Here is an 18,232-nt window from a genome sequence, read left to right as displayed (position 1 = left end):
GCGCTCCGGATACAAGTCCCTCGGGCGACGCTGGAGACCGGCCGCTTCCCAAAGCGAGCAGGCCCTGGGACCTACACTCCGGGCATGCACATTTCCGATTCCTGGTCCGTGAACGCCCTCGCGCTCAGCCTGATATTTGTGGCGGCGGTGGTCCTGTCCTTCCTGGCCAAGCTGTGGCTGTCCAGCCGGCAGGTCCGCCATGTGGCGCGGCACCGCGCGGCCGTACCGGACGCCTTTGTGGGCACCGTGCCCCTGACCGCCCATCAGAAAGCGGCGGACTACACCGTGGCCCGCAACCGGGCCGGCACGCTGCATCTGGCCTGGGACACCGCGCTGCTGGTGGGCTGGACGCTGCTGGGCGGCCTCGACCTCATCAACCAGTGGATGTTGTCCCTGCTGCCGATGCTGGGCACCATGGGCTATCAGCTCGGCCTGCTGACCGCCTTTGCCCTGCTCTCCGGCCTGCTGGACCTGCCCTGGACGCTCTACAACACCTTCCGCCTGGAGCAGCGCTTCGGCTTCAACCGCACCACCCTGCGGCTGTTTGTGCTGGACGGCCTCAAGGGACTGCTGGTGGGTGCCGTGGTCGGCCTGCCCATCGCTGCAGTGATCCTCTGGCTGATGGGCGCCGCCGGCCAGGCCTGGTGGCTGTGGGCCTGGGCGGTGTGGATGGGTTTCAACCTGCTGATGCTGGTGCTCTACCCCACCCTGATTGCACCGCTGTTCAACAAGTTCGAACCGCTGTCCGACGCCACCCTGCGCGAGCGGGTGGAAGGGCTGATGGCCCGCTGCGGCTTTGCGGCCAAGGGCCTCTTTGTCATGGACGGCAGCCGTCGCTCCGCCCATGGCAATGCCTATTTCACCGGGTTGGGGGCATCCAAGCGGGTGGTGTTTTTCGACACGCTGCTGTCGCGCCTGAACCCGCCGGAGGTGGAAGCGGTGCTGGCCCATGAACTGGGGCATTTCAAGCGCCGCCATGTGCTCAAGCGCATGGTCCTGATGTTTGCACTGAGCCTGGCGGGTTTTGCTTTGCTGGGGTTCCTGAGCGCGCAGCCGCAGTTTTATCTGGGCCTGGGCGTGCGGCCCAGCCTGTCCGCCCCGAATGATGCGCTGGCGCTGCTGCTGTTCATGCTGGCCCTGCCGCCCTTCACCTTCTTCCTGACGCCGCTGATGTCGTACTGGTCCCGCAAGCATGAATTCGAGGCGGATGCCTATGCCTGCGAGCAATCCAGCGGCAAGGACCTCAGCGCGGCCCTGCTGAAACTGCATGAGGACAATGCCGGCACGCTGACCCCTGACCCGGTCTTCGCCCGCTTTTACTATTCGCATCCGCCCGCCAGTGAACGTTTGGCCGCCATTGCCGCGCTCAGCGGCATGGGCGCGCGCCTGGGCCACCTGGGCGGCGGTGCTGCATGAAAGGCAACCAGATCGGCCTGGTGGTCCGTGGACACGGCCGCCACTACGTGGTGGAAGACGACAACGGTGTTCGGGTGCATTGCCTGACCCGGGGCAAAAAAAGCGATTGCGTGGTGGGCGACCGGGTGCGCTGGCAGCGCAGCAGCGAGCATGAAGGCGTCATCGAGAAGCTGGAGCCTCGTCGCAACCTGCTGTTCCGGCAGGACGAATGGAAGACCAAGAGCTTTGCCGCCAATCTGGACCGCCTGCTGGTGCTGGTGGCCGCCGAGCCGCAGTTCTCCGAATCCCAGCTGACGCGGGCCCTGATCGCTGCGGACAGTGCCGGCATCACCACCGACATCCTGCTCAACAAGACCGACCTGCCTCAGGCGGAAGCGGCCCGGCAGCGGCTGGCGCCTTACAAGGCCATGGGTCAGCGGGTGCTGGAACTGAGCCTCAAAGGCCGTCCCGACGAAGCGCGCGACACACTGATGCCGCTGCTGGAGAACCAGTCCACGCTGGTGCTGGGCCCTAGCGGGACCGGCAAGAGCACCTTGATCAACCTGCTGGTGCCGGATGCCGGCGCGCAGGTGGGCGAGATTTCCCAAGCACTCAACTCCGGCCGCCACACCACCACCACCACCCAGTGGTATTGGATGGACGGGCATCGCAACACCGCGCTGATCGACTCGCCGGGGTTTCAGGAATTCGGTCTGCGTCAGATTCCGGCGCCGGAACTGGCCAGCCACATGGCCGATTTCAAGCCCCACCTGGGCTCATGCCGCTTCCACAACTGCAGCCACCGGCATGAGCCCGGCTGTGCGGTGCTGACGGCGGTGGAGGCTGGCAAGATCAGCCCGTCCCGCTACCGGATCTACGACGAGCTCTGGCAGGAACTCAGCAGCCCGCCCCGGTATTGATCGGCGCCCCCCCCAGGCAGGCCCCCTATACCTATACCAGGCAGCTACGACTGGGGCGATTGGGGCGACTGCAGCGACTGGGGCAACTAGGGCAACTGCCGTTCAGGGGTCCAGGCGCGGCTGCTGGTGGGAAGCATGCTGCGGCGGAGGGGCCGGCACTTCCCGCACCTCCACATCCACCACGTCGCCGGCCGGCTCGTTGCGGCGCTTGAAGGCCTGCGCGCGAAGGTCCGACGCGGTGCGGAACACGCCCACCGTCGGCCGCTGCAGACGACGGCCCCGGATGAGGCTCCAGAGCAGCAGCACACCGAACACACACAGCCCCACGACCAGCAAGGCCAGGAACAGCAGCAGGAACAGAGCCGCACGCAGGATGCGCGCCACCATCATCAGCAGATCGGAAATCGTCTTCATCGTCTTCAGGGTTAACCCCGCCCAATATAGGGCATCTTGGTGGCCATGACCGTCAGGAAAGGCACGTTGGCTGACAGCGGTAATTCCGCCATGTACAGCAGCGCGCTGGCCGCGTGGTCCACATCCATCACCGGCTCCGGCACCACGGCACCGTGAGCCTGTGGCAGGCCCTTGGAGAAACTGGCGGTCAGATCGGTCTGGGCGTTGCCGATGTCGATCTGGCCAGCAGCGATGTCATAGGGGCGCCCATCCAGGGCCAGCGTCTTGGTCAGGCCGGTGATGGCGTGTTTGGTGCTGGTGTAGGCCACCGAACCGGGCCGGGGCGCGTGGGCGGAGATCGAGCCGTTGTTGATGATGCGCCCGCCTTGCGGCGTCTGCGCCTTCATCAGGGCAAAGGCCTCCCGCGCGCACAGGAAGCTGCCGGTGAGGTTCACATCCACCACCGCCCGCCACTGGGCCACGCTGAGCTGGTCAATCTCCATGCCGCGTGCGCTCATGCCGGCATTGTTGAAGAGCAGGTCCAGCCGGCCATAACGCGCCTTCACCGCGCGGAATGCCGCCGCCACCTGCTGTTCATCGGTCACATCAGTGGGCAGCACCAGCGCCTGGTCCGGCGCCTGCGCAGCGGTGGCCGCCAGGGCGTCCTCGCGGCGGCCCAGCAGGGCCACCTGCCAGCCCGCGGCCATCAGCTTCCAGGCTGCGGCGCGGCCGATGCCGGAACCGGCCCCGGTGACCACGGCAATGCGTGTGCGCGTGGAATCAAATGCCGCCTGATTGGCGGCGGCGCCGGAATGCGAACGGGAGGACGTGTTCATGGCCCGATGATAGGCGTCCCCGGCCGGGGCCGCCCACGCCACCCGCTCAGGCGGGGAGCAGGCCCCGCCCCTTGAGCATCGGCGCGAGTTGCGCATCGCGCCCCCGGAAGGCCCGATAGGTGTCCCCCGGGTCGCGGCTGTTGCCCACCGACAGGATGTTGTCCATCAGCGACCGCGCCGTGGCCCCGTCAAACGGATTGCCCGCTTCCACAAACGCCTCATACGCATCGCAATCCAGCACCTCCGACCACAGGTAGACGTAGTACTGTGCTGCGTAGGAGCTGCCGGAGAACAGATGCTGGAAATGGGTCAGCCGATGGTTCATGCCCACGGCCGCCGGCGCGCCCAAGCGTTGCAGCGTGTCGCGCTCGAAGGCCACCACATCCGGCACCTCCCCGGTGCCCAGGCCGTGAATGGCCTGGTCCACCAGCGCGGAGGCGCAGTAGCGCACCGTTTCATAACCCTGGTTGAAGGTGGCGGCCGCCTGGATCTTCTCCAGCAGCGCATCCGGAATCGGTTCGCCGGTGCGGTAGTGCCGGGCATGGCGCTTGAGCACTTCGGGTTCGGCCATCCAGTGCTCCATCAGCTGAGACGGCAGCTCCACAAAATCCCTCAGCACCTGCGTGCCGGAAAGTCGCTCAAACTCCACCTGCGACAGCAGCCCATGCAGCCCATGGCCGAATTCATGGAACAGCGTACGGGTGTCGTCGAACGACAGCAAGGTCGGCTCGCCGGGCGCGCCCTTGGCGAAGTTGTTGTTGTTCAGGATGATGGGCAGCGCCTCGATGCCGTTGCGCGCCTGCCAGCGCAGGGCATTCATCCAGGCCCCGCTGCGCTTGGTGGGACGCGCGAAATTGTCCTGAACGAACAGCCCCCGCAGCCGGCCATCCGCATCGCGCACCTCATAGACCTTCACATCCGGGTGATAACCCGCCACCTTCGGCTGGTGCACGAAGTGCAGGCCATACAGGCGGGTGGCACAGTCGAACATGGCCGCCACCATCGCATCCAGCGGAAAGTACGGCTTCACCTCAGCCTCGTCCAGCTGAAAGCGCTGCTGGCGCACTTTCTCGGCGTAGTAGCGCCAGTCCCAATCCTGAATGGTCTCGGCATGGCCCAGCCGCACACGTTCGGCATCCAGCAGGGCCCGCTCGCGTTCCACCGCCTCCTTGGCCCGCTCCCACACGGGGTCCAGCAGGCCCAGCACCGCCGCAGGCTTGCCGGCCATGGTGTCCGCCAGGGCGTAGTCGGCGTAGTGCGCATAGCCGTGCAGCTGCGCCTGGTCGTGCCGCAGGCGCAGGATCTCGCGGATGATGCTGCGGTTGTCGCTGTCGCCGGCATGTTCACCGCGGCTGACCCAGGCCCGCCAGGCCTGCTCGCGCAGATCGCGTCGTTCACTGAAGGTCAGGAAGGGCACGATCAGCGAGCGAGACAGCGTGATCACGTGAACGTCCGCATCGGTCAGGCCCCGGTCCAGCGCGGCCTGGCGCGCGGCGGCGCGGACAAAATCCGGCAGGCCGGCCCATTCGTCCGGCGTGCGCAACAGCAGTTGGTAGTCGCCCTCGTCTGCCAACACGTTCTGGCCAAAGCGGGTATGCAGCTCCGCCTGCCGCTCCATCAGCGCGGCATAACGGCGGCGGGCTTCGCCCTGCATGCGGGCGCCGGCCCGCACGAAGTCCAGATGGATGCGCTCCAGCAAGCGGCGCTGCTGCGGGTCCAGGCCCAGGTGTTCACGCTGTTCATGCAGCACTTCGATACGGGCGAACAGCGCGGCGTTCATGTAGACCGCGTTGCTGTGTGCCGCCAGCGGTGCGGCCATGCGGCGCTGCACCGCCTGCAGTTCGGGAGATGTGGCGGACGCGCTCAGGGTGGAGAACAGATGCTCCAGCGCCACCAGACGGCGCCCGCTCCGGTCAAAGGCGGCCAGGGTGTTGGAGAAGCTGGGCGGCTCGGTCTGCGAAGCCATCAGCGCCAGTTCCGCCCGATGTTCCGCCAGTGCCTGATCAAACGCCGGTTCGAAATGTTCCGGCCGGATCTCTGCAAACGGCGGCAGGCCGTACGGGCCGTCCCAGGCCTTCAACAGCGGATTGGTGGAGGGGGACTGGGGCACGGCGCTGGTGGCGGTCATTGGCATTCCTCATGGCGATGGCGAGGGCGCGCGGATCGCGCACACCCCGGCTGCGGGCCATTGTAGGAAGGCGGTCAGCCCTTGGCGCATCCCGAAAGAGGGACTGTGCGAATGCAAGGGTGTTGCGGCGACTCAGCGCACCAGGAAGGCCACCAGCACCACGCAGACTGCCAGGAAAGGCAGGCTGATGCGATGGAATTCCCGAAGACCGTGCGGCTCACGAGCCAGGCGCAGGGCGATGAGGTTGGCCATGGAGCCCAGCACAAAACCGTAACCACCGACATTCACGCCTACCGCCAAGGCCGCAAAGGCCGCCAATGGCTGGGTGCCATCCGCCAGCAGCAGGGTGGCTGGCACGTTGCTGATGACCTGCGACGTGGCGATGGCCACCAGATAGGCCTGCAGCGGCTGATCCATCGGCAATTGCGACATCAGCCCCGCCACCCACGGCAGTGCCACCAGTTGATGCACCACGACAAACATGAGCGCAAAGGTGGCCAGCAGCGCCCAGTCCAGGCGCATCAGCACCCGGCGGTAGAACAGCGCATACACCACCAGCACGGCCACCAGGGCGGGAGCCCAGACATGCAGCTCCAGGGCCGCCACGAAGCCGATGAACAGCACGCCGGAGAGGGCGAGCAGCCGGGGTTGCGTCGGCGCGCGCTCCTGCGGTGGCGCCACGCGGATGGGTGTGCCCGGCATGGTGATGAGGATGGTGACCAGCAGCAGTGCCAGCATCACGCCCACGGCCGGTCCCATCATGGCCATGAAGCCGCCGAAGGACTCACCGGAGCGGTGCCAGAGATACAGATTCTGCGGATTGCCGATGGGCGTGAGGGACGAGCCGGCATTCACCGCCAGTGCCTCCAGGGCCACCAGCCGGGCCAGTGGCAACTGGGCCTGTGCTGCGAGTTCCCGGGTCAGCGGCACCAGCAGGAACAGGCTGACGTCATTGGTGACCAAGGCTGCCAAGACCGCCGCCACCCCGCAGAGCACCAGCGCCAACTGCCGGGCGGTACTGGTGCGGGCCAGCAGCGCGCGGGCGGCGCCCTGCAGCACCCCACTGCGCTCCACGCCCTGGGTGATGACCAGCAGGCCGGTCAAGGCGCCCATCGTCTGCCAATCGATCAGGGCCAGCCATTCACTGGGCGAGACCGGTCGCCACCAGGCCAAGACCAGGGCCGCAACGGCCAGGCCCCACAGCAGAGGGTTGCCGCCACTGGGGGGATGGTCGCCCGAGGCAACTGGAGAGGAAGGCAAAGCAGAACTCATGACGGGACCAGCGACGACAGGGCAATAGTCAATGACAGCGACGGAAGCGGGTGCCGCGTACCGCCACGGGCAAGCCCCCCTTTGCAAACTTCCCACAGGCTACCAGCGCCAGCGGGGATCCGGCGGCGAGCAGGGCAAACGCCGCCCCTGCTCCACCTACGAACAGCGCCTTCCATCCGAAAAATATCCCCCAACCTGACATGCACTGCTGAATTCACCGCGCCTGTCCGCACCGAGTCGCAACACCGCGCGCAGCGCCGTTCGAGCGGGGCGGCGGCTTAGTGAAGAGGGCCGCCGCCGGGGCGTTCCCAGGGCGGCCTTTAGCCCAGCCTCGTTCCTGCTCCTGTCGGCACCGAGTCGCAAGAACGCGCGTAGCGCCGTTCATGCGGGGCTGCAGATTAGTGAAGAGGGCTGCCGCCGGGCCGCTCCCAAGGCGGCCCTCAGCCCCCTCGGGGGGCGTGTTTGCTGCGCCCTAAGCGCAGCAAACCGGGGGCCCACTGTCGCAAAAACGCGCGCAGCGCCGTTCGAGCGGGGCTGCGACTTAGTGAAGGGGCCGCCGCCGGGCCGCTCCCAAGGCGGCCCTCAGCCCCCTCGGGGGGCGTGTTTGCTGTGCCCTAAGCACAGCAAACCGGGGGCTCACTTCTTAATCCCAAGCTCCTTCTTCAAAGCGACTTCGTCCGCTTCGTCGTAAGGCTTGTTGGCGCAGCGCTTCTTCCATTCGTCGCGCTTGTCCTGCAGCGTTTCCACGGCTTCGTTGAAGTCATCCTGCGACTTCGCCTGCGCGTCCACGCGGTCATTAAAGCCCTTGTACTTCTCCACGCGGTCGTTGCGCTCCTTGTTGAAGGCATCGATCTTCGGCTGCAGGGTATTGGCGCGAGCCTGATATTCCTCCTGCTTGGCCTTCAGCTGGTCCTTCTCCATCTTGGCCGCACCGGCCTGGATCTCAGCCGCAAAGGCGTTCACCGCCTCGATCTCGGCCTTGAGTTCCTTGCTGCGGTTCTGCATCTCGGCCTCGGCCTTGTCCTGCTCCGCCTTGAACGCCTTCAACGCATCACGCTCGGCCAGGATGTCCTTTTCCTTGGCCTTCAGGCTGGTGTTTTCTTCGGTCAGCGACTTGTCGTCCAGCAGGCAGGCGCGCAGCTCGTCACGCGTCATCAGCTTTTGCTTGGGCTTGTCCACGACCGGCTTGGTGACCTTGGCATTCTTGGGATCAGCCTTGGGGGCGGTGGTGGAGGTCTGGGCGAAAGCCAGGCCGCAGGCCAGCAGAGTGGCCACGGCAGCAGTGGTGCGCAGGGTGTGCTTCATGAAGATTTCTCTCGGTCCCGCTCGGGGATGTCTCGTCGGTGAGGCAGGAATGATAATGCGCCGCTTCAGACTCCCAGTTTCAAGGCCCCCCATGGCGCTCAAGGCCACCATCCACAAAGCCCAGCTTCAGATCTCGGACATGGACCGTCATGTCTATGGTGATCACAACCTGACCGTTGCCCGCCACCCGTCGGAAACCGACGAACGCATGATGCTGCGCATCCTCGCCTACGCGCTGTACCAGCCGGAAAACGACCTGCGCGGCCGCCTGGAATTCACCAAGGGCCTCTCCGAAGCCGACGATGCCGACCTCTGGCAGATTGACCTCACCGGCGAAGTGGTCCATTGGGTGGAACTGGGCCAGCCGGACGAACGCCGCCTGCGCCAGATCCAGGGCCGCTCCGAACTGGTGACCGTGCTGAGCTACGCCTCCAGCACGCCGGTCTGGTGGGCCGGTATCCAGAACAAGCTCTTGCGAGCGCCCAAGCTGGCCGTCTGGCAGATTCCCGCTGACCAGTCCCAGGCCCTGGCCGCCCTGGCGGAACGCAGCATGCAATGGCAGTTGAGCATCCAGGACGGTACCGCCTACATCACCACCGACAAAGGTGCGGTGGAGGTGACGCCACAATTGCTCAAGGGCCGCGACCAGTAAGCCTGCCCACCTGACGGAGATTCCCGTGCCAGATCCGACCCCCTCCCAGCCTTCGGGCACCCCCCCGGCCGACCCGGCCGCGACGCTCAACGATGAATGCCTCTGGCTCGAAGCGCTGGAGGGTGATGCGGGGGAACGCGCCCTGGCCTGGGTGAAAGCCCGCAATGCGGAGTCGCAGGCCGTGCTGGAGGCCCGGCCCGAATTCGCCCCCATCCGGCAGGAACTGCTGCAGTTGCTGAATGCCCAGGACCGCATTCCGCATGTCGCCCGTCGGGGCGACTGGTTCTACAACCTCTGGCAGGACGATGCCCATCCACGCGGCCTCTGGCGCCGCTGCCGCATCGAAGACTACGCCCTGGCCGAGCCGCCCTGGCAAACCGTGCTGGACCTCGATGCGCTGGGGCAGGTGGAGCAGCGCAGCTGGGTCTTCCACGGTGCGGTCGCCCTGGCGCCGGACTACCGCCGCTGCCTGGTCTGTCTGTCCGATGGGGGGGCCGATGCCAGTGAATATCGGGAATTCGATCTGGAGACACTGCGCTTCATTCCCGTGGAGGACGGCGGCTTCTTTGTGCCGGAAGCCAAGACCGACGTGGAATGGCTGGAGGAGCACACCCTGCTGATCGGCACCGATCTCGGCCCGGGTTCGCTCACGGACTCCGGTTACCCGCGCCAGGTCCGGCGCTGGGCGCGTGGCACGGCGCTGGCGGACGCCCCAGTGCTGTTCGAAGGTCAGGCCAGCGACGTCTCGGTCAGTGCCAGTGTGGACCGCACGCCCGGTCATGAACGGGTGTTCTTCAGCCGCTCGCTGGACTTCTACAACGAATCCCGCTTCCTCTGGCGCGACGGCCAGTTGCTGCCGGTTGACCTGCCCAGCGACATGAGCGTGCATGCCCATGGCCCCTGGTGGCTGCTGCGCCCCCGCAGTGACTGGACCGTGGCCGGGCACACCCATCCGGCGGGTTCACTCCTGCTGCTGGACGACGCCGCCTTCTGGCGCGGCGAGCGCCAGGCCCGCATCCTCTTTGCGCCTGCTCCCGGACGCTCGCTGGACGACTATTCGCTCACCCACCACCACGTGCTGCTGACCATCAGCGAGCATGTGGCCAGCCGGCTGGAAGAATGGGACCTGTCGGCCACTCCGCCAACGCGGCGCACCGTCCAGGCCCCCTTCCCCGGCGCGCTGAGCGTGCAGACCCTGCATGATTCCGAGCTGCCGCAGGACCGCTTCGGCGACGACTACCTGCTGCACTACAGCGATTTCCTCACGCCCGACACCGTCAGCCTGGCCCATGCCGGGCGGGACGAGCGCACCCCGCTCAAACAGCGCGGCGCCCAGTTCGACGCCACCGGCATGACGGTGCAGCAGCATTTCGCGCGCAGCGCGGATGGGGAACACATTCCCTACTTCGTGATCGGGGGGCCCGGCCAGGGCGCCGACACCCCGACCCTGCTGTATGGCTACGGGGGCTTCGAGGTCTCCTTGCAGCCCTGGTACTCCGGCACCAACGGCCGGGCCTGGCTGACCCGGGGCGGCCGGCTGGTGGTGGCCAACATCCGCGGCGGCGGCGAGTACGGGCCCCACTGGCATCAGGCCGCAACAGGCGCCCAAAAGCAGCGCAGTTTCGACGACTTCATCGCCGTGGCCGAGGACCTGGTGCAGCGCGGCCTCACCCGGCCCGAGCGGCTGGGCATCATGGGCGGCAGCAATGGCGGCCTGCTGGTGGGGGCTTGCATGGTGCAGCGGCCGGAGCTGTTTGGTGCGGTGGTCTGCCAGGTGCCACTGCTGGACATGCGGCGCTATCACCTGCTGCTGGCCGGCGCTTCCTGGATGGCTGAATACGGCGATCCGGACGAGCCCGACGACTGGACGCACATCGCCCGCTACAGCCCCTATCAAAACCTTCGGCCGGGCGTGCGTTATCCACGGGCGCTGTTCGCCACTTCCACGCGTGATGACCGTGTACATCCTGGCCATGCGAGGAAAATGGCGGCACGTCTGCTCTCCCTGGGCCAGGCGTGCTACTACTACGAGAACATCGAAGGCGGGCATGGGGGCGCTGCGGACAACCAGCAGCGGGCACAGTTGCAGGCGCTCGAGTTCAGCTACCTGTGGCAGCAACTCGGGGACGCCGGCACCGGCGGGTGACCCTGGACGCGTCACCGCGGGTTCATGCCTTCTGACGTGTGCCCCAGGCTTGGAGAGCTCCGTGAACTTCGTCATCCAGCACCATCCGGACCAGCACTGCTTTCTGGCGCAACCGCAGCCCGGCCTGCACTGCCGGCTGGACTATGAACGCCACGGGGAGCAGTTGATCATCACCCACACCGGGGTGCCGGCCCAGTTGCGTGGCCAGGGGCTGGCCGGTCAGTTGGTGGAAACCGCCGTGCGCTGGCTGGCGTCGCAAACGCTGCAACTGGTGCCGGGATGCACCTATGTGCGCAAATGGCTGGAGCACCAGCCCCGTTGGCAGCGGCTCACCGCGCCTGCGGCGGCGCAGCGGGTGCTGAATGCATGGTTCGGTGTGCCGGGCAGCGAGGCGGACGGCCAGGTGCAGTCCCAGTGGTTCAAGAAGGACGCCGGCTTTGACGCCTCGTTGCGTGAACGCTTCGGGCCGCTGGTGGAATCGGCACTGCAGGGCGACCTCACCAACTGGGACCGCAACCCCTGGGGCGCCCTGGCGCGCATCCTGCTGCTGGACCAGTTCACCCGCAACATCTTCCGCGACACCCCACGCGCCTTTGCCGGTGATGCCCTGGCCCTGGTGGCCGCGTTGGCCTTGCGCCCCTGCCTGCAGGGGCTGTCGCCGTTGGAGCGCTGGTTCGCGCTGATGCCGCTGGAGCATGCGGAGTCGCTGGAGCTGCAGACGCAGTGCGTGCAGGCGTTCGAGGCCCTGGCGGCAGAAGATGCGCGGCTCCAGGGGGCGCTGGACTTTGCGCGCAGACATCTCGAGGTGATCCGCCGCTTCGGCCGTTTCCCCCACCGCAACGAGATCCTGGGGCGCATCAGCACCCCGGAGGAAGTGGCGTTCCTCCAGCAGCCGGGCTCCCGCTTCTGAGGCGCTGCCGCACGGCCTGGGCCGTCGGCAGTGGGCCCGGGGCGCGCGCCTACCGGCTCTGCTCCTGCTCCTGCAGCAGCCGCCACATCACCTTGCCGGAGCCGGACTTGGGCAACACGTCCACAAACTCCACCAGGCGCGGCGCCTTGTAGGGCGCCATGTGCTCATGCGCCCAGGTGATGATGTCTTCGGCACTGGTCTTGCCCTTGGCCTCGGTGCGCAGCACCACCACCGCCTTGACCGTCTCGCCGCGATAGGCGTCCTTGGCGGCAATCACACAGGCCTCCTGCACAGCGGGATGCCGGTACAGCAGCATCTCCACCTCGGACGGCCAGACCTTGTAGCCACTGGCATTGATCATGCGCTTGAGCCGGTCGGTGATGAAGAAGTAGCCTTCTTCGTCCATGCGGCCCAGGTCGCCGGTGCGGAAAAAGTGCTTGCCGTCCAGTTCCACAAAGGCCGCGTCGGTCGCTTCCGGCTGCTGCCAATAGCCTTTGAACACCATCGGCCCATGGCTGATGATTTCCCCCACCTCACCCACCGGCAGTTCTTCCAGCGAGGTTGGGTCCACGATGCGTGCGTCCACACCAAAGATCGGAATGCCCAGGCACTGCAGCTTGGCCCGCTCCGGTGGATTGCCATGGGTAGGTGCCGCCGTCTCGGTCTGGCCGTAGCCCTCGGCGAAGGTCAGGCCGAACTCCTCCAGCAGCCGTTCCGCCACCGCCTTCGGCATGGCCGCGCCGCCACCGCTGAGGTAGCGCAGGCTGGTCAGGTCGAAGCTGCGGTAGTTGGGGCTGCCAAACAGGTCGATGATCATCGTGGGGATGCAGGTCCAGTGTGTCACCCGGTAGCGGGAGATCAGGCTGCCGCACAGCTCGCGATCCCAGCGCGGCATGATCACCAGCGTCATGCCAGCAAACACCGGCCCCAGCACCCCATACAGCGTGCCGGTGATGTGGAACATCGGCACCACCGCCAGCCCCACCGATTCCGCGCTGGCGTAGCCCCAGAGACACCCGCCGCAGCTGTTGGACATCAGCGTGGCGTTGGTATGCACACAGCCCTTGGGCAGACCCGTGGTGCCCGAGGTGTAAGGCAACATGGCCAGATCGTCCGCCTGTGCGGTGTGCGGCCCCGGCACGCAACGCTCGGCCAGGGCATCCGGCCAGGCGGATGCACCCGCCGGCAGCTCATGGCGCGCCATCAGCCAGGCCTTCATGGTGTCGGGCACCTGGCAGTCCGCCACCGGACCGTCGTCCGGCAGGGCCTGCCAATACTGGGTCACCAGCACGGCGGCCGGGCGTTGGGACGGGTCCAGCCGGGCCGACGCCGCAGCCACCACCCCGGCCAGTTCGCCGCTGCAGATCACCACCCGGGTCTGCGGGTCGGTGAGGTAATGGCCAAACTCGTCTTCCCGATTCATCGGGTTGACCGGCACCACCACCGCATCGGCGCGGTTCACCGCATAAAAGGCCACCAGGTACTGCGGGCAGTTCTGCATGAACAGCACCACGCGGTCCCCCTTCTGCACGCCCTTCGCCTGCAGCCACCCGGCCAGCGCCTCCGCCTGGGCGCGCAGCGCATCAAAGCTGAGCGTGGCGCCCAGAAACACCGTCGCCGCCTTGTCGGGATATCGGGTGGCCGCCACGGCCAGGTTGAACCAGAGCGAGGTCCGTGGAACGGCCAGCTGGCGCGGCAGACGCCGCGGCCAGTGGCTGTACTGCACCTGGGCCTGCGCCGGACGAGGGGTGACCAATCGCGTCATCGTGCATGTCTCCTATTGGCTTCCTGTTGTCTTTTTTCTCCGTCCCATCTTCCCGCCTCTGGCGTCCGGCGTTTGTCCCGGCAGCGACAAAGCGGCCTTCAGAGGGTTCCGCCCGACCTCGCCGAGCACTGTGGCGTAAATCCGACTGGCCCTCCAAACGGGTGGTGCAGTCCATGGTGATCGCCGGTCAGTTGATTAGCATGCGTGCTTTCACCGACGACGGGCCGCCCCGTCTGCCTGCTCATGCGTGTGTCGCGCCGTTCAGCGCTTTGGATGTGGATGCTTCTGGGGGTCTGTGCCGCAGCGCCAGCTACCTGGGCACTGCCCGCCGACACTGCGCTGGAGAACCCGACCGGGCCGGTGGTGCTGAGCATCGGCGGCGCCCTGCGCCAGACCAATCGGGACGGCTTGGCCCAGTTCGACATGGCCATGCTGGAGCGGCTGCCGCAGAAGAGCTTCCAGACACTCACCCCCTGGTATGGCAAACCCCGCAAGTTCACCGGCCCGCTGCTGCGGGATGTGCTGACCGCCGTGGGCGCCAATGGGCAGACCATCGAGGCACGTGCCCTGAACGACTACCGCGTCACCATTCCCGTGGCAGATGTGCGCCGCTATGACGTCATCGTGGCCCGGCTGATGGACGACAAGCCGATGCCGCTGCGCGACAAGGGCCCACTGTTCATCGTCTACCCCTTTGATGACCATGCCGAGCTGCGCAATGGCGTGTATTACGGGCGCTCCGCCTGGCAATTGAAGAGCCTGGAGCTGCGATGAACCTGAGCGCCGCGCATTTCGCCGCGCGCCGCCGCTGGCGCAGGGTCATGACCGGCATCGGTCTGGTGCTGGTGATCGCCCTGGCGTCGGCCGCCTGGCTGCAGGCCCGGCAATATCAACTGCTCAACGGCACCCGGCGTTATCAGGACGACTACCTCATCTGGAGCCTGTTCCAGTTCGAGACCGAATATTTGAAGCTGCGTCTGGCCTTGGAACAGGCCGCCGGCCCCAGCCTGGCGGTGGACCCGGAACAGGTGGCGCAGCGCTATGAGATCTTCGTCAGCCGGCTGAGCCTGGTGGAAAGCGAACATGCGGCCCTGGTGCTTGCCCACCATCCCGACTACCAGCGCACCGTGGCCCGCACGCAGGACTTCGTCCGCTGGGCCGATGCGCTACCGCTGAATGCCGCCCTCATCCGTGATCATCCGGAGCGCCTCAACGAGGTCATCGAGCGGATGGAGCCGCTGGCCGACCCCATCCGGGAACTCTCGCTCACTTCGACCCACCACGTGGCCGAGGACGTGACGGACCGCAATGAAATCATCCGCAGCCAGAGCCGCGTGGGCCTGGCGCTGACCGCGCTGCTGACCGCCCTCACGCTGTGTTTCGCCTGGGTGACCGTGCGCCAGTTCAAGCGCCTGGAGCGTTATGGCGTGAAGCAGCACAACCTGGCGGAGCGGCTGCATGAAGCCCAGCGGGAGGCCGAAGCGGCCAACCGCGCCAAGACGGTGTTCCTGGCCAACATGAGCCATGAGCTGCGCACGCCGCTGCAAGGCCTGCTGGGCATGTTGGGCCTGATGAAGGAGGCCCCGCTCACGTCCGCCCAGCAGGAGCATCTGAAGGCGGCCAATGATTGCGCGCGCCATCTGCTGGCCGTGCTGGGGGACATCCTGGACGTGACCCGCATGGAAGCCGGCGGCCTGACCATCACACCCGAGCCGTTGCAACTGGCCGGGCTGATGCATGAACTGGAGGCCTTGAGCCGCCCACAGGCCAGTGCCAAGGGCCTGGCCCTGCATGTGACCGTCGATGAGGACGTGCCGGCCTGGGTGGAGGCCGACCCGACCCGGCTGCGCCAGATCCTGCTGAACCTGCTGAGCAATGCGCTGAAGTTCTGCGACCGCGGCCAAGTGGCCTGCGGCCTGCGATGCGGCGTGGGCCCGCTGGGCGAGGACCTGCTGATCTTTGATGTCAGCGACACCGGCCCCGGCATGGATGCCGCCACGGTGTCACGGCTGTTCCAGCGTTTCAGCCAGGGCGATGCCAGCACGTCTCGCCGTCATGGTGGCGCGGGGCTGGGGCTGGAGATTTCGCGCCGGCTGGCGCGCGCCATGGGTGGCGACATCCATGTGCAGACCTCGCCCGGACAAGGCAGCCGCTTCAGCCTGGCCTTGCCGTTGCGACTGGCGCCGCTACCTGGCCTGCCGGCGCGGACGGGCACGGTCACCTCGCTGCATGAGCGCCATGACACGCCGGTGACCGGGCTGCAGGTGCTGGTGTCGGAAGACCATCCGACCAATCGCCTGGTGGTCGAAGCCATGCTGCACAAGCTGGGGCATCACCCGACGCTGTGCGAGAACGGCTTGCAAGCCCTGCAACTGCTGCGTCAGCAGCGTTTTGACATTGTGCTGATGGACCTGCACACGCCGCAGATGGACGGCTTTGAAGCCACCCGCGCGATCCGTGAGCTGCCGGCCCCTCGTGGACAGCTGCCCATCATTGCCTTCTCGGCCGATGCCTTCGAGGAATCACGCCAGCGGGCGCAGGAAGCGGGTGTGAGCAGCTTCCTTCCCAAGCCGGTGGAACTGGAGGCGCTGCACGCCTGTTTGCAGCAACTGGCGGCTCGCCCCGCAAGGCCGGAAGCGGCCTAGGGTCGGGCCTGGTTCGCTGCGGCAGGCTGAGGCTGACCGAGCCTCAGATCACCACCGGCTCCGGCTCCAGCCGGATCCCGAACCGGCCATAGACACTTTCCTGAATGGCCCGTGCCAGCGTCACCACCTCGGCGCCGCGGGCGTCCCCCCGGTTGACCAGCACCAGCGCCTGCTTGTCGTACACGGCCGCCCCGCCCACGCTCTTGCCCTTCCAGCCGCAGGCATCGATCAGCCAGCCGGCGGCCAGCTTGAAACTGCCGTCCGGCATCGGGTAGTGAACGATGTGCGGATCGCGCGCAATGATGTCCCGGCACTGCTCGGCACTCACCACCGGATTCTTGAAGAAGCTGCCGGCATTGCCGATGCGGGCCGGATCGGGCAGCTTCGCTCGGCGGATCTCACAGACCCAGTCGAAGATCTGGCGCGCGTCCGGTGTGGTGATGCCCGTCTCGGCCATCTTGCGCTCCAGGTCCAGATAACCGAGTTGCGGCTGCCAGGGTTTGGGGCAGCGCAGCCGCACCTTGGTAATGACACTTTTGCCAGCCAGGCCGCCATAGCCGGTCTGCTTGAAGACGCTGTCGCGATAGCCGAAGTTGCAGACCGACGCCGGCAAGGTGACACGACGGCCGGTGGTCAGGTCCACCACATCCACGCTGTCCAGCCGGTCCTTGACCTCGATGCCGTAGGCGCCGATGTTCTGCACCGGCGCGGCCCCCACGGTGCCAGGGATGAGGGCCAGGTTCTCCAGGCCGGGCACGCCCTGGTCCAGCGAATAGGCCACGGCCTCATGCCATCCCACCCCCGCGCCCGCTTCGATGATCCAGGCGTCCTCGCGCTCTTGCACGCTCAGGCCCTGGATGTCCATCTTGAGCACCACCGCCTCCACATCGCGGGTCAGCACCAGATTGGAGCCGCCGCCCAGCACGAACTTGGCGGCGCGGCCCAGTTCCGGATGGTCCACCACCCGGCGCACATCCAGTTCTTCCCGGATGCGCACCAGCCGTCGGGCCACGGCGGGCAGACCGAAGGTGTTGTACGGCTTCAGGTTGACATCGGTCTCGATGAGCAGGCCGTCACGGCGCTCGGTCGGGGGGGTGGTGGGGGCAGACTGCATGGCAGAATTCTCGCCGAAGAATGCGCCCGCCTCTGCGGGGCCTGGCGCACCGGTGACGGTCCACCCGTCGATCCCGTCCATCCCGTCTATCCAGACACCATCAGCAGTACATCCACATGCCCAGCTTCGACACCGTTCTCGAACCCGACATGGTCAAGGTCCGCAACAGCGTGGACGCCAGCGCCAAGGAAATCACCACCCGATTCGATTTCAAGGGCACCAGCGCCTCCATCGAGTTCAAGGACAAGGAAAAAGAAATCCATTCCACCGGCGACGCCGAATTCCAGCTGGAGCAGATCGAGGCCGTGCTCTACGGCAAGCTGGCCAAGCAGGGCGTGGTGCTGGGCTTTGTCGACAAGCAGGAAAAGATCGAGAAGCTCGGCGGTGACCGCGTGAAGCAGGTCTACAAGATCAAATCCGGGCTGGAATCCGCTGAAGCCAAGAAGGTGGTGGCCGCCATCAAGAACAGCAAGCTCAAGGTGCAGGCCGCCATCGAAGGCGACATCGTCCGCATCACCGGCAAGAACCTGGACGACCTGCAGGCCGCCCAGGCCGTGCTGCGCAAGGACCTGGCGGACCTGCCGCTGAGCTTCGACAACTACCGCAAATAACGCCGGTTCAAACACGGCGGGACGTTGCAGCGGTTCTGCGGGACCGCGCCCGGCACGCGGAGGAGACGGGATGAGCGCATCACCAACGCGTCAGGCGGGCCGTCGCGCCGGCCTGGCGTCGGCGAAGACCACGATGCTGG

General features: G+C 66.7%; 15 protein-coding genes. 8 read left to right on the top strand and 7 right to left on the bottom strand.

All coding sequences use genetic code 11. The features are described 5' to 3' along the window. The first annotated feature begins 84 nt into the window (after positions 1-84). Positions 85-1,416 (top strand): M48 family metallopeptidase, encoded by a 1,332-nt coding sequence (locus OU995_RS12740; RefSeq protein ID WP_267835923.1) that lies wholly within the window; start codon positions 85-87, stop codon positions 1,414-1,416. Next, the gene (rsgA, locus tag OU995_RS12735; protein ID WP_267835922.1) at positions 1,413-2,315 is read left to right on the top strand and encodes a ribosome small subunit-dependent GTPase A; all 903 of its coding nucleotides are present in this window, start codon (positions 1,413-1,415) and stop codon (positions 2,313-2,315) included. Before OU995_RS12740 ends, rsgA begins: the two co-directional genes overlap by 4 nt. Before the next feature lie 102 nt (positions 2,316-2,417). Here rsgA and OU995_RS12730 read toward each other — a convergent pair whose 3' ends face one another. From OU995_RS12730 to OU995_RS12710, 5 genes are all read right to left on the bottom strand, one after another. Next, complete coding sequence (locus OU995_RS12730; protein ID WP_267835921.1) at positions 2,418-2,729, bottom strand: hypothetical protein; 312 nt, start codon at positions 2,727-2,729, stop codon at positions 2,418-2,420. A gap of 11 nt (positions 2,730-2,740) precedes the next feature. Further along, positions 2,741-3,544, bottom strand: coding sequence for an SDR family oxidoreductase (locus OU995_RS12725; protein ID WP_267835920.1), 804 nt, complete (start codon positions 3,542-3,544; stop codon positions 2,741-2,743). A 46-nt stretch (positions 3,545-3,590) separates the two neighbouring features. Then, positions 3,591-5,672, bottom strand: a complete 2,082-nt coding sequence (locus OU995_RS12720) for a M3 family metallopeptidase (RefSeq protein ID WP_267835918.1) — start codon at positions 5,670-5,672, stop codon at positions 3,591-3,593. Between the two features lie 132 nt (positions 5,673-5,804). Further along, positions 5,805-6,944: an SLC13 family permease gene (locus OU995_RS12715; protein ID WP_267835917.1), complete on the bottom strand. Its 1,140-nt coding sequence runs from the start codon at positions 6,942-6,944 to the stop codon at positions 5,805-5,807. A gap of 636 nt (positions 6,945-7,580) precedes the next feature. Then, entirely contained in the window at positions 7,581-8,249 is a 669-nt protein-coding gene (locus tag OU995_RS12710; protein WP_267835916.1) for a hypothetical protein, read from the bottom strand. A 91-nt stretch (positions 8,250-8,340) separates the two neighbouring features. Between OU995_RS12710 and OU995_RS12705 the strand changes: the two genes are divergently transcribed. The 3 genes from OU995_RS12705 to OU995_RS12695 all read left to right on the top strand — a co-directional run bounded on the left by OU995_RS12705 (position 8,341) and on the right by OU995_RS12695 (position 11,957). Next, on the top strand, positions 8,341-8,901 hold the full coding sequence (locus tag OU995_RS12705) for a YaeQ family protein (protein WP_267835915.1): 561 nt from the start codon (positions 8,341-8,343) through the stop codon (positions 8,899-8,901). 25 nt (positions 8,902-8,926) lie between these two features. Next, a complete protein-coding gene (locus OU995_RS12700; protein WP_267835913.1) occupies positions 8,927-11,047 on the top strand; it encodes a prolyl oligopeptidase family serine peptidase in 2,121 nt (706 codons plus the stop codon). Positions 11,048-11,108: 61 nt separating this feature from the next. Next, complete coding sequence (locus tag OU995_RS12695; protein WP_267835912.1) at positions 11,109-11,957, top strand: DUF924 family protein; 849 nt, start codon at positions 11,109-11,111, stop codon at positions 11,955-11,957. Positions 11,958-12,006: 49 nt separating this feature from the next. On the opposite strand, the gene OU995_RS12690 is transcribed toward OU995_RS12695, so the two are convergent. Beyond that, entirely contained in the window at positions 12,007-13,722 is a 1,716-nt protein-coding gene (locus OU995_RS12690) for a long-chain fatty acid--CoA ligase (RefSeq protein WP_267835911.1), read from the bottom strand. 273 nt (positions 13,723-13,995) lie between these two features. On the opposite strand from OU995_RS12690, the gene OU995_RS12685 reads away from it, so the two are divergent. Both OU995_RS12685 and OU995_RS12680 read left to right on the top strand, forming a co-directional pair. Further along, positions 13,996-14,496: a molybdopterin-dependent oxidoreductase gene (locus tag OU995_RS12685; RefSeq protein ID WP_324288745.1), complete on the top strand. Its 501-nt coding sequence runs from the start codon at positions 13,996-13,998 to the stop codon at positions 14,494-14,496. Next, positions 14,493-16,367, top strand: coding sequence for an ATP-binding protein (locus OU995_RS12680; protein ID WP_267835910.1), 1,875 nt, complete (start codon positions 14,493-14,495; stop codon positions 16,365-16,367). Before OU995_RS12685 ends, OU995_RS12680 begins: the two co-directional genes overlap by 4 nt. A 43-nt stretch (positions 16,368-16,410) precedes the next feature. On the opposite strand, the gene murB is transcribed toward OU995_RS12680, so the two are convergent. After that, positions 16,411-17,436 (bottom strand): UDP-N-acetylmuramate dehydrogenase, encoded by a 1,026-nt coding sequence (murB, locus tag OU995_RS12675; protein WP_267836249.1) that lies wholly within the window; start codon positions 17,434-17,436, stop codon positions 16,411-16,413. A gap of 161 nt (positions 17,437-17,597) precedes the next feature. Between murB and OU995_RS12670 the strand changes: the two genes are divergently transcribed. Next, positions 17,598-18,092: a YajQ family cyclic di-GMP-binding protein gene (locus OU995_RS12670; RefSeq protein ID WP_267835909.1), complete on the top strand. Its 495-nt coding sequence runs from the start codon at positions 17,598-17,600 to the stop codon at positions 18,090-18,092. Positions 18,093-18,232: the final 140 nt, after the last annotated feature.

It is taken from the genome of Roseateles sp. SL47 (genome assembly GCF_026625885.1).
Classification (GTDB): domain Bacteria; phylum Pseudomonadota; class Gammaproteobacteria; order Burkholderiales; family Burkholderiaceae_C; genus Roseateles.
The sequence above is the reverse complement of the archived record's forward strand: the minus strand, read 5'-3'. Positions and strand labels throughout refer to the sequence as shown.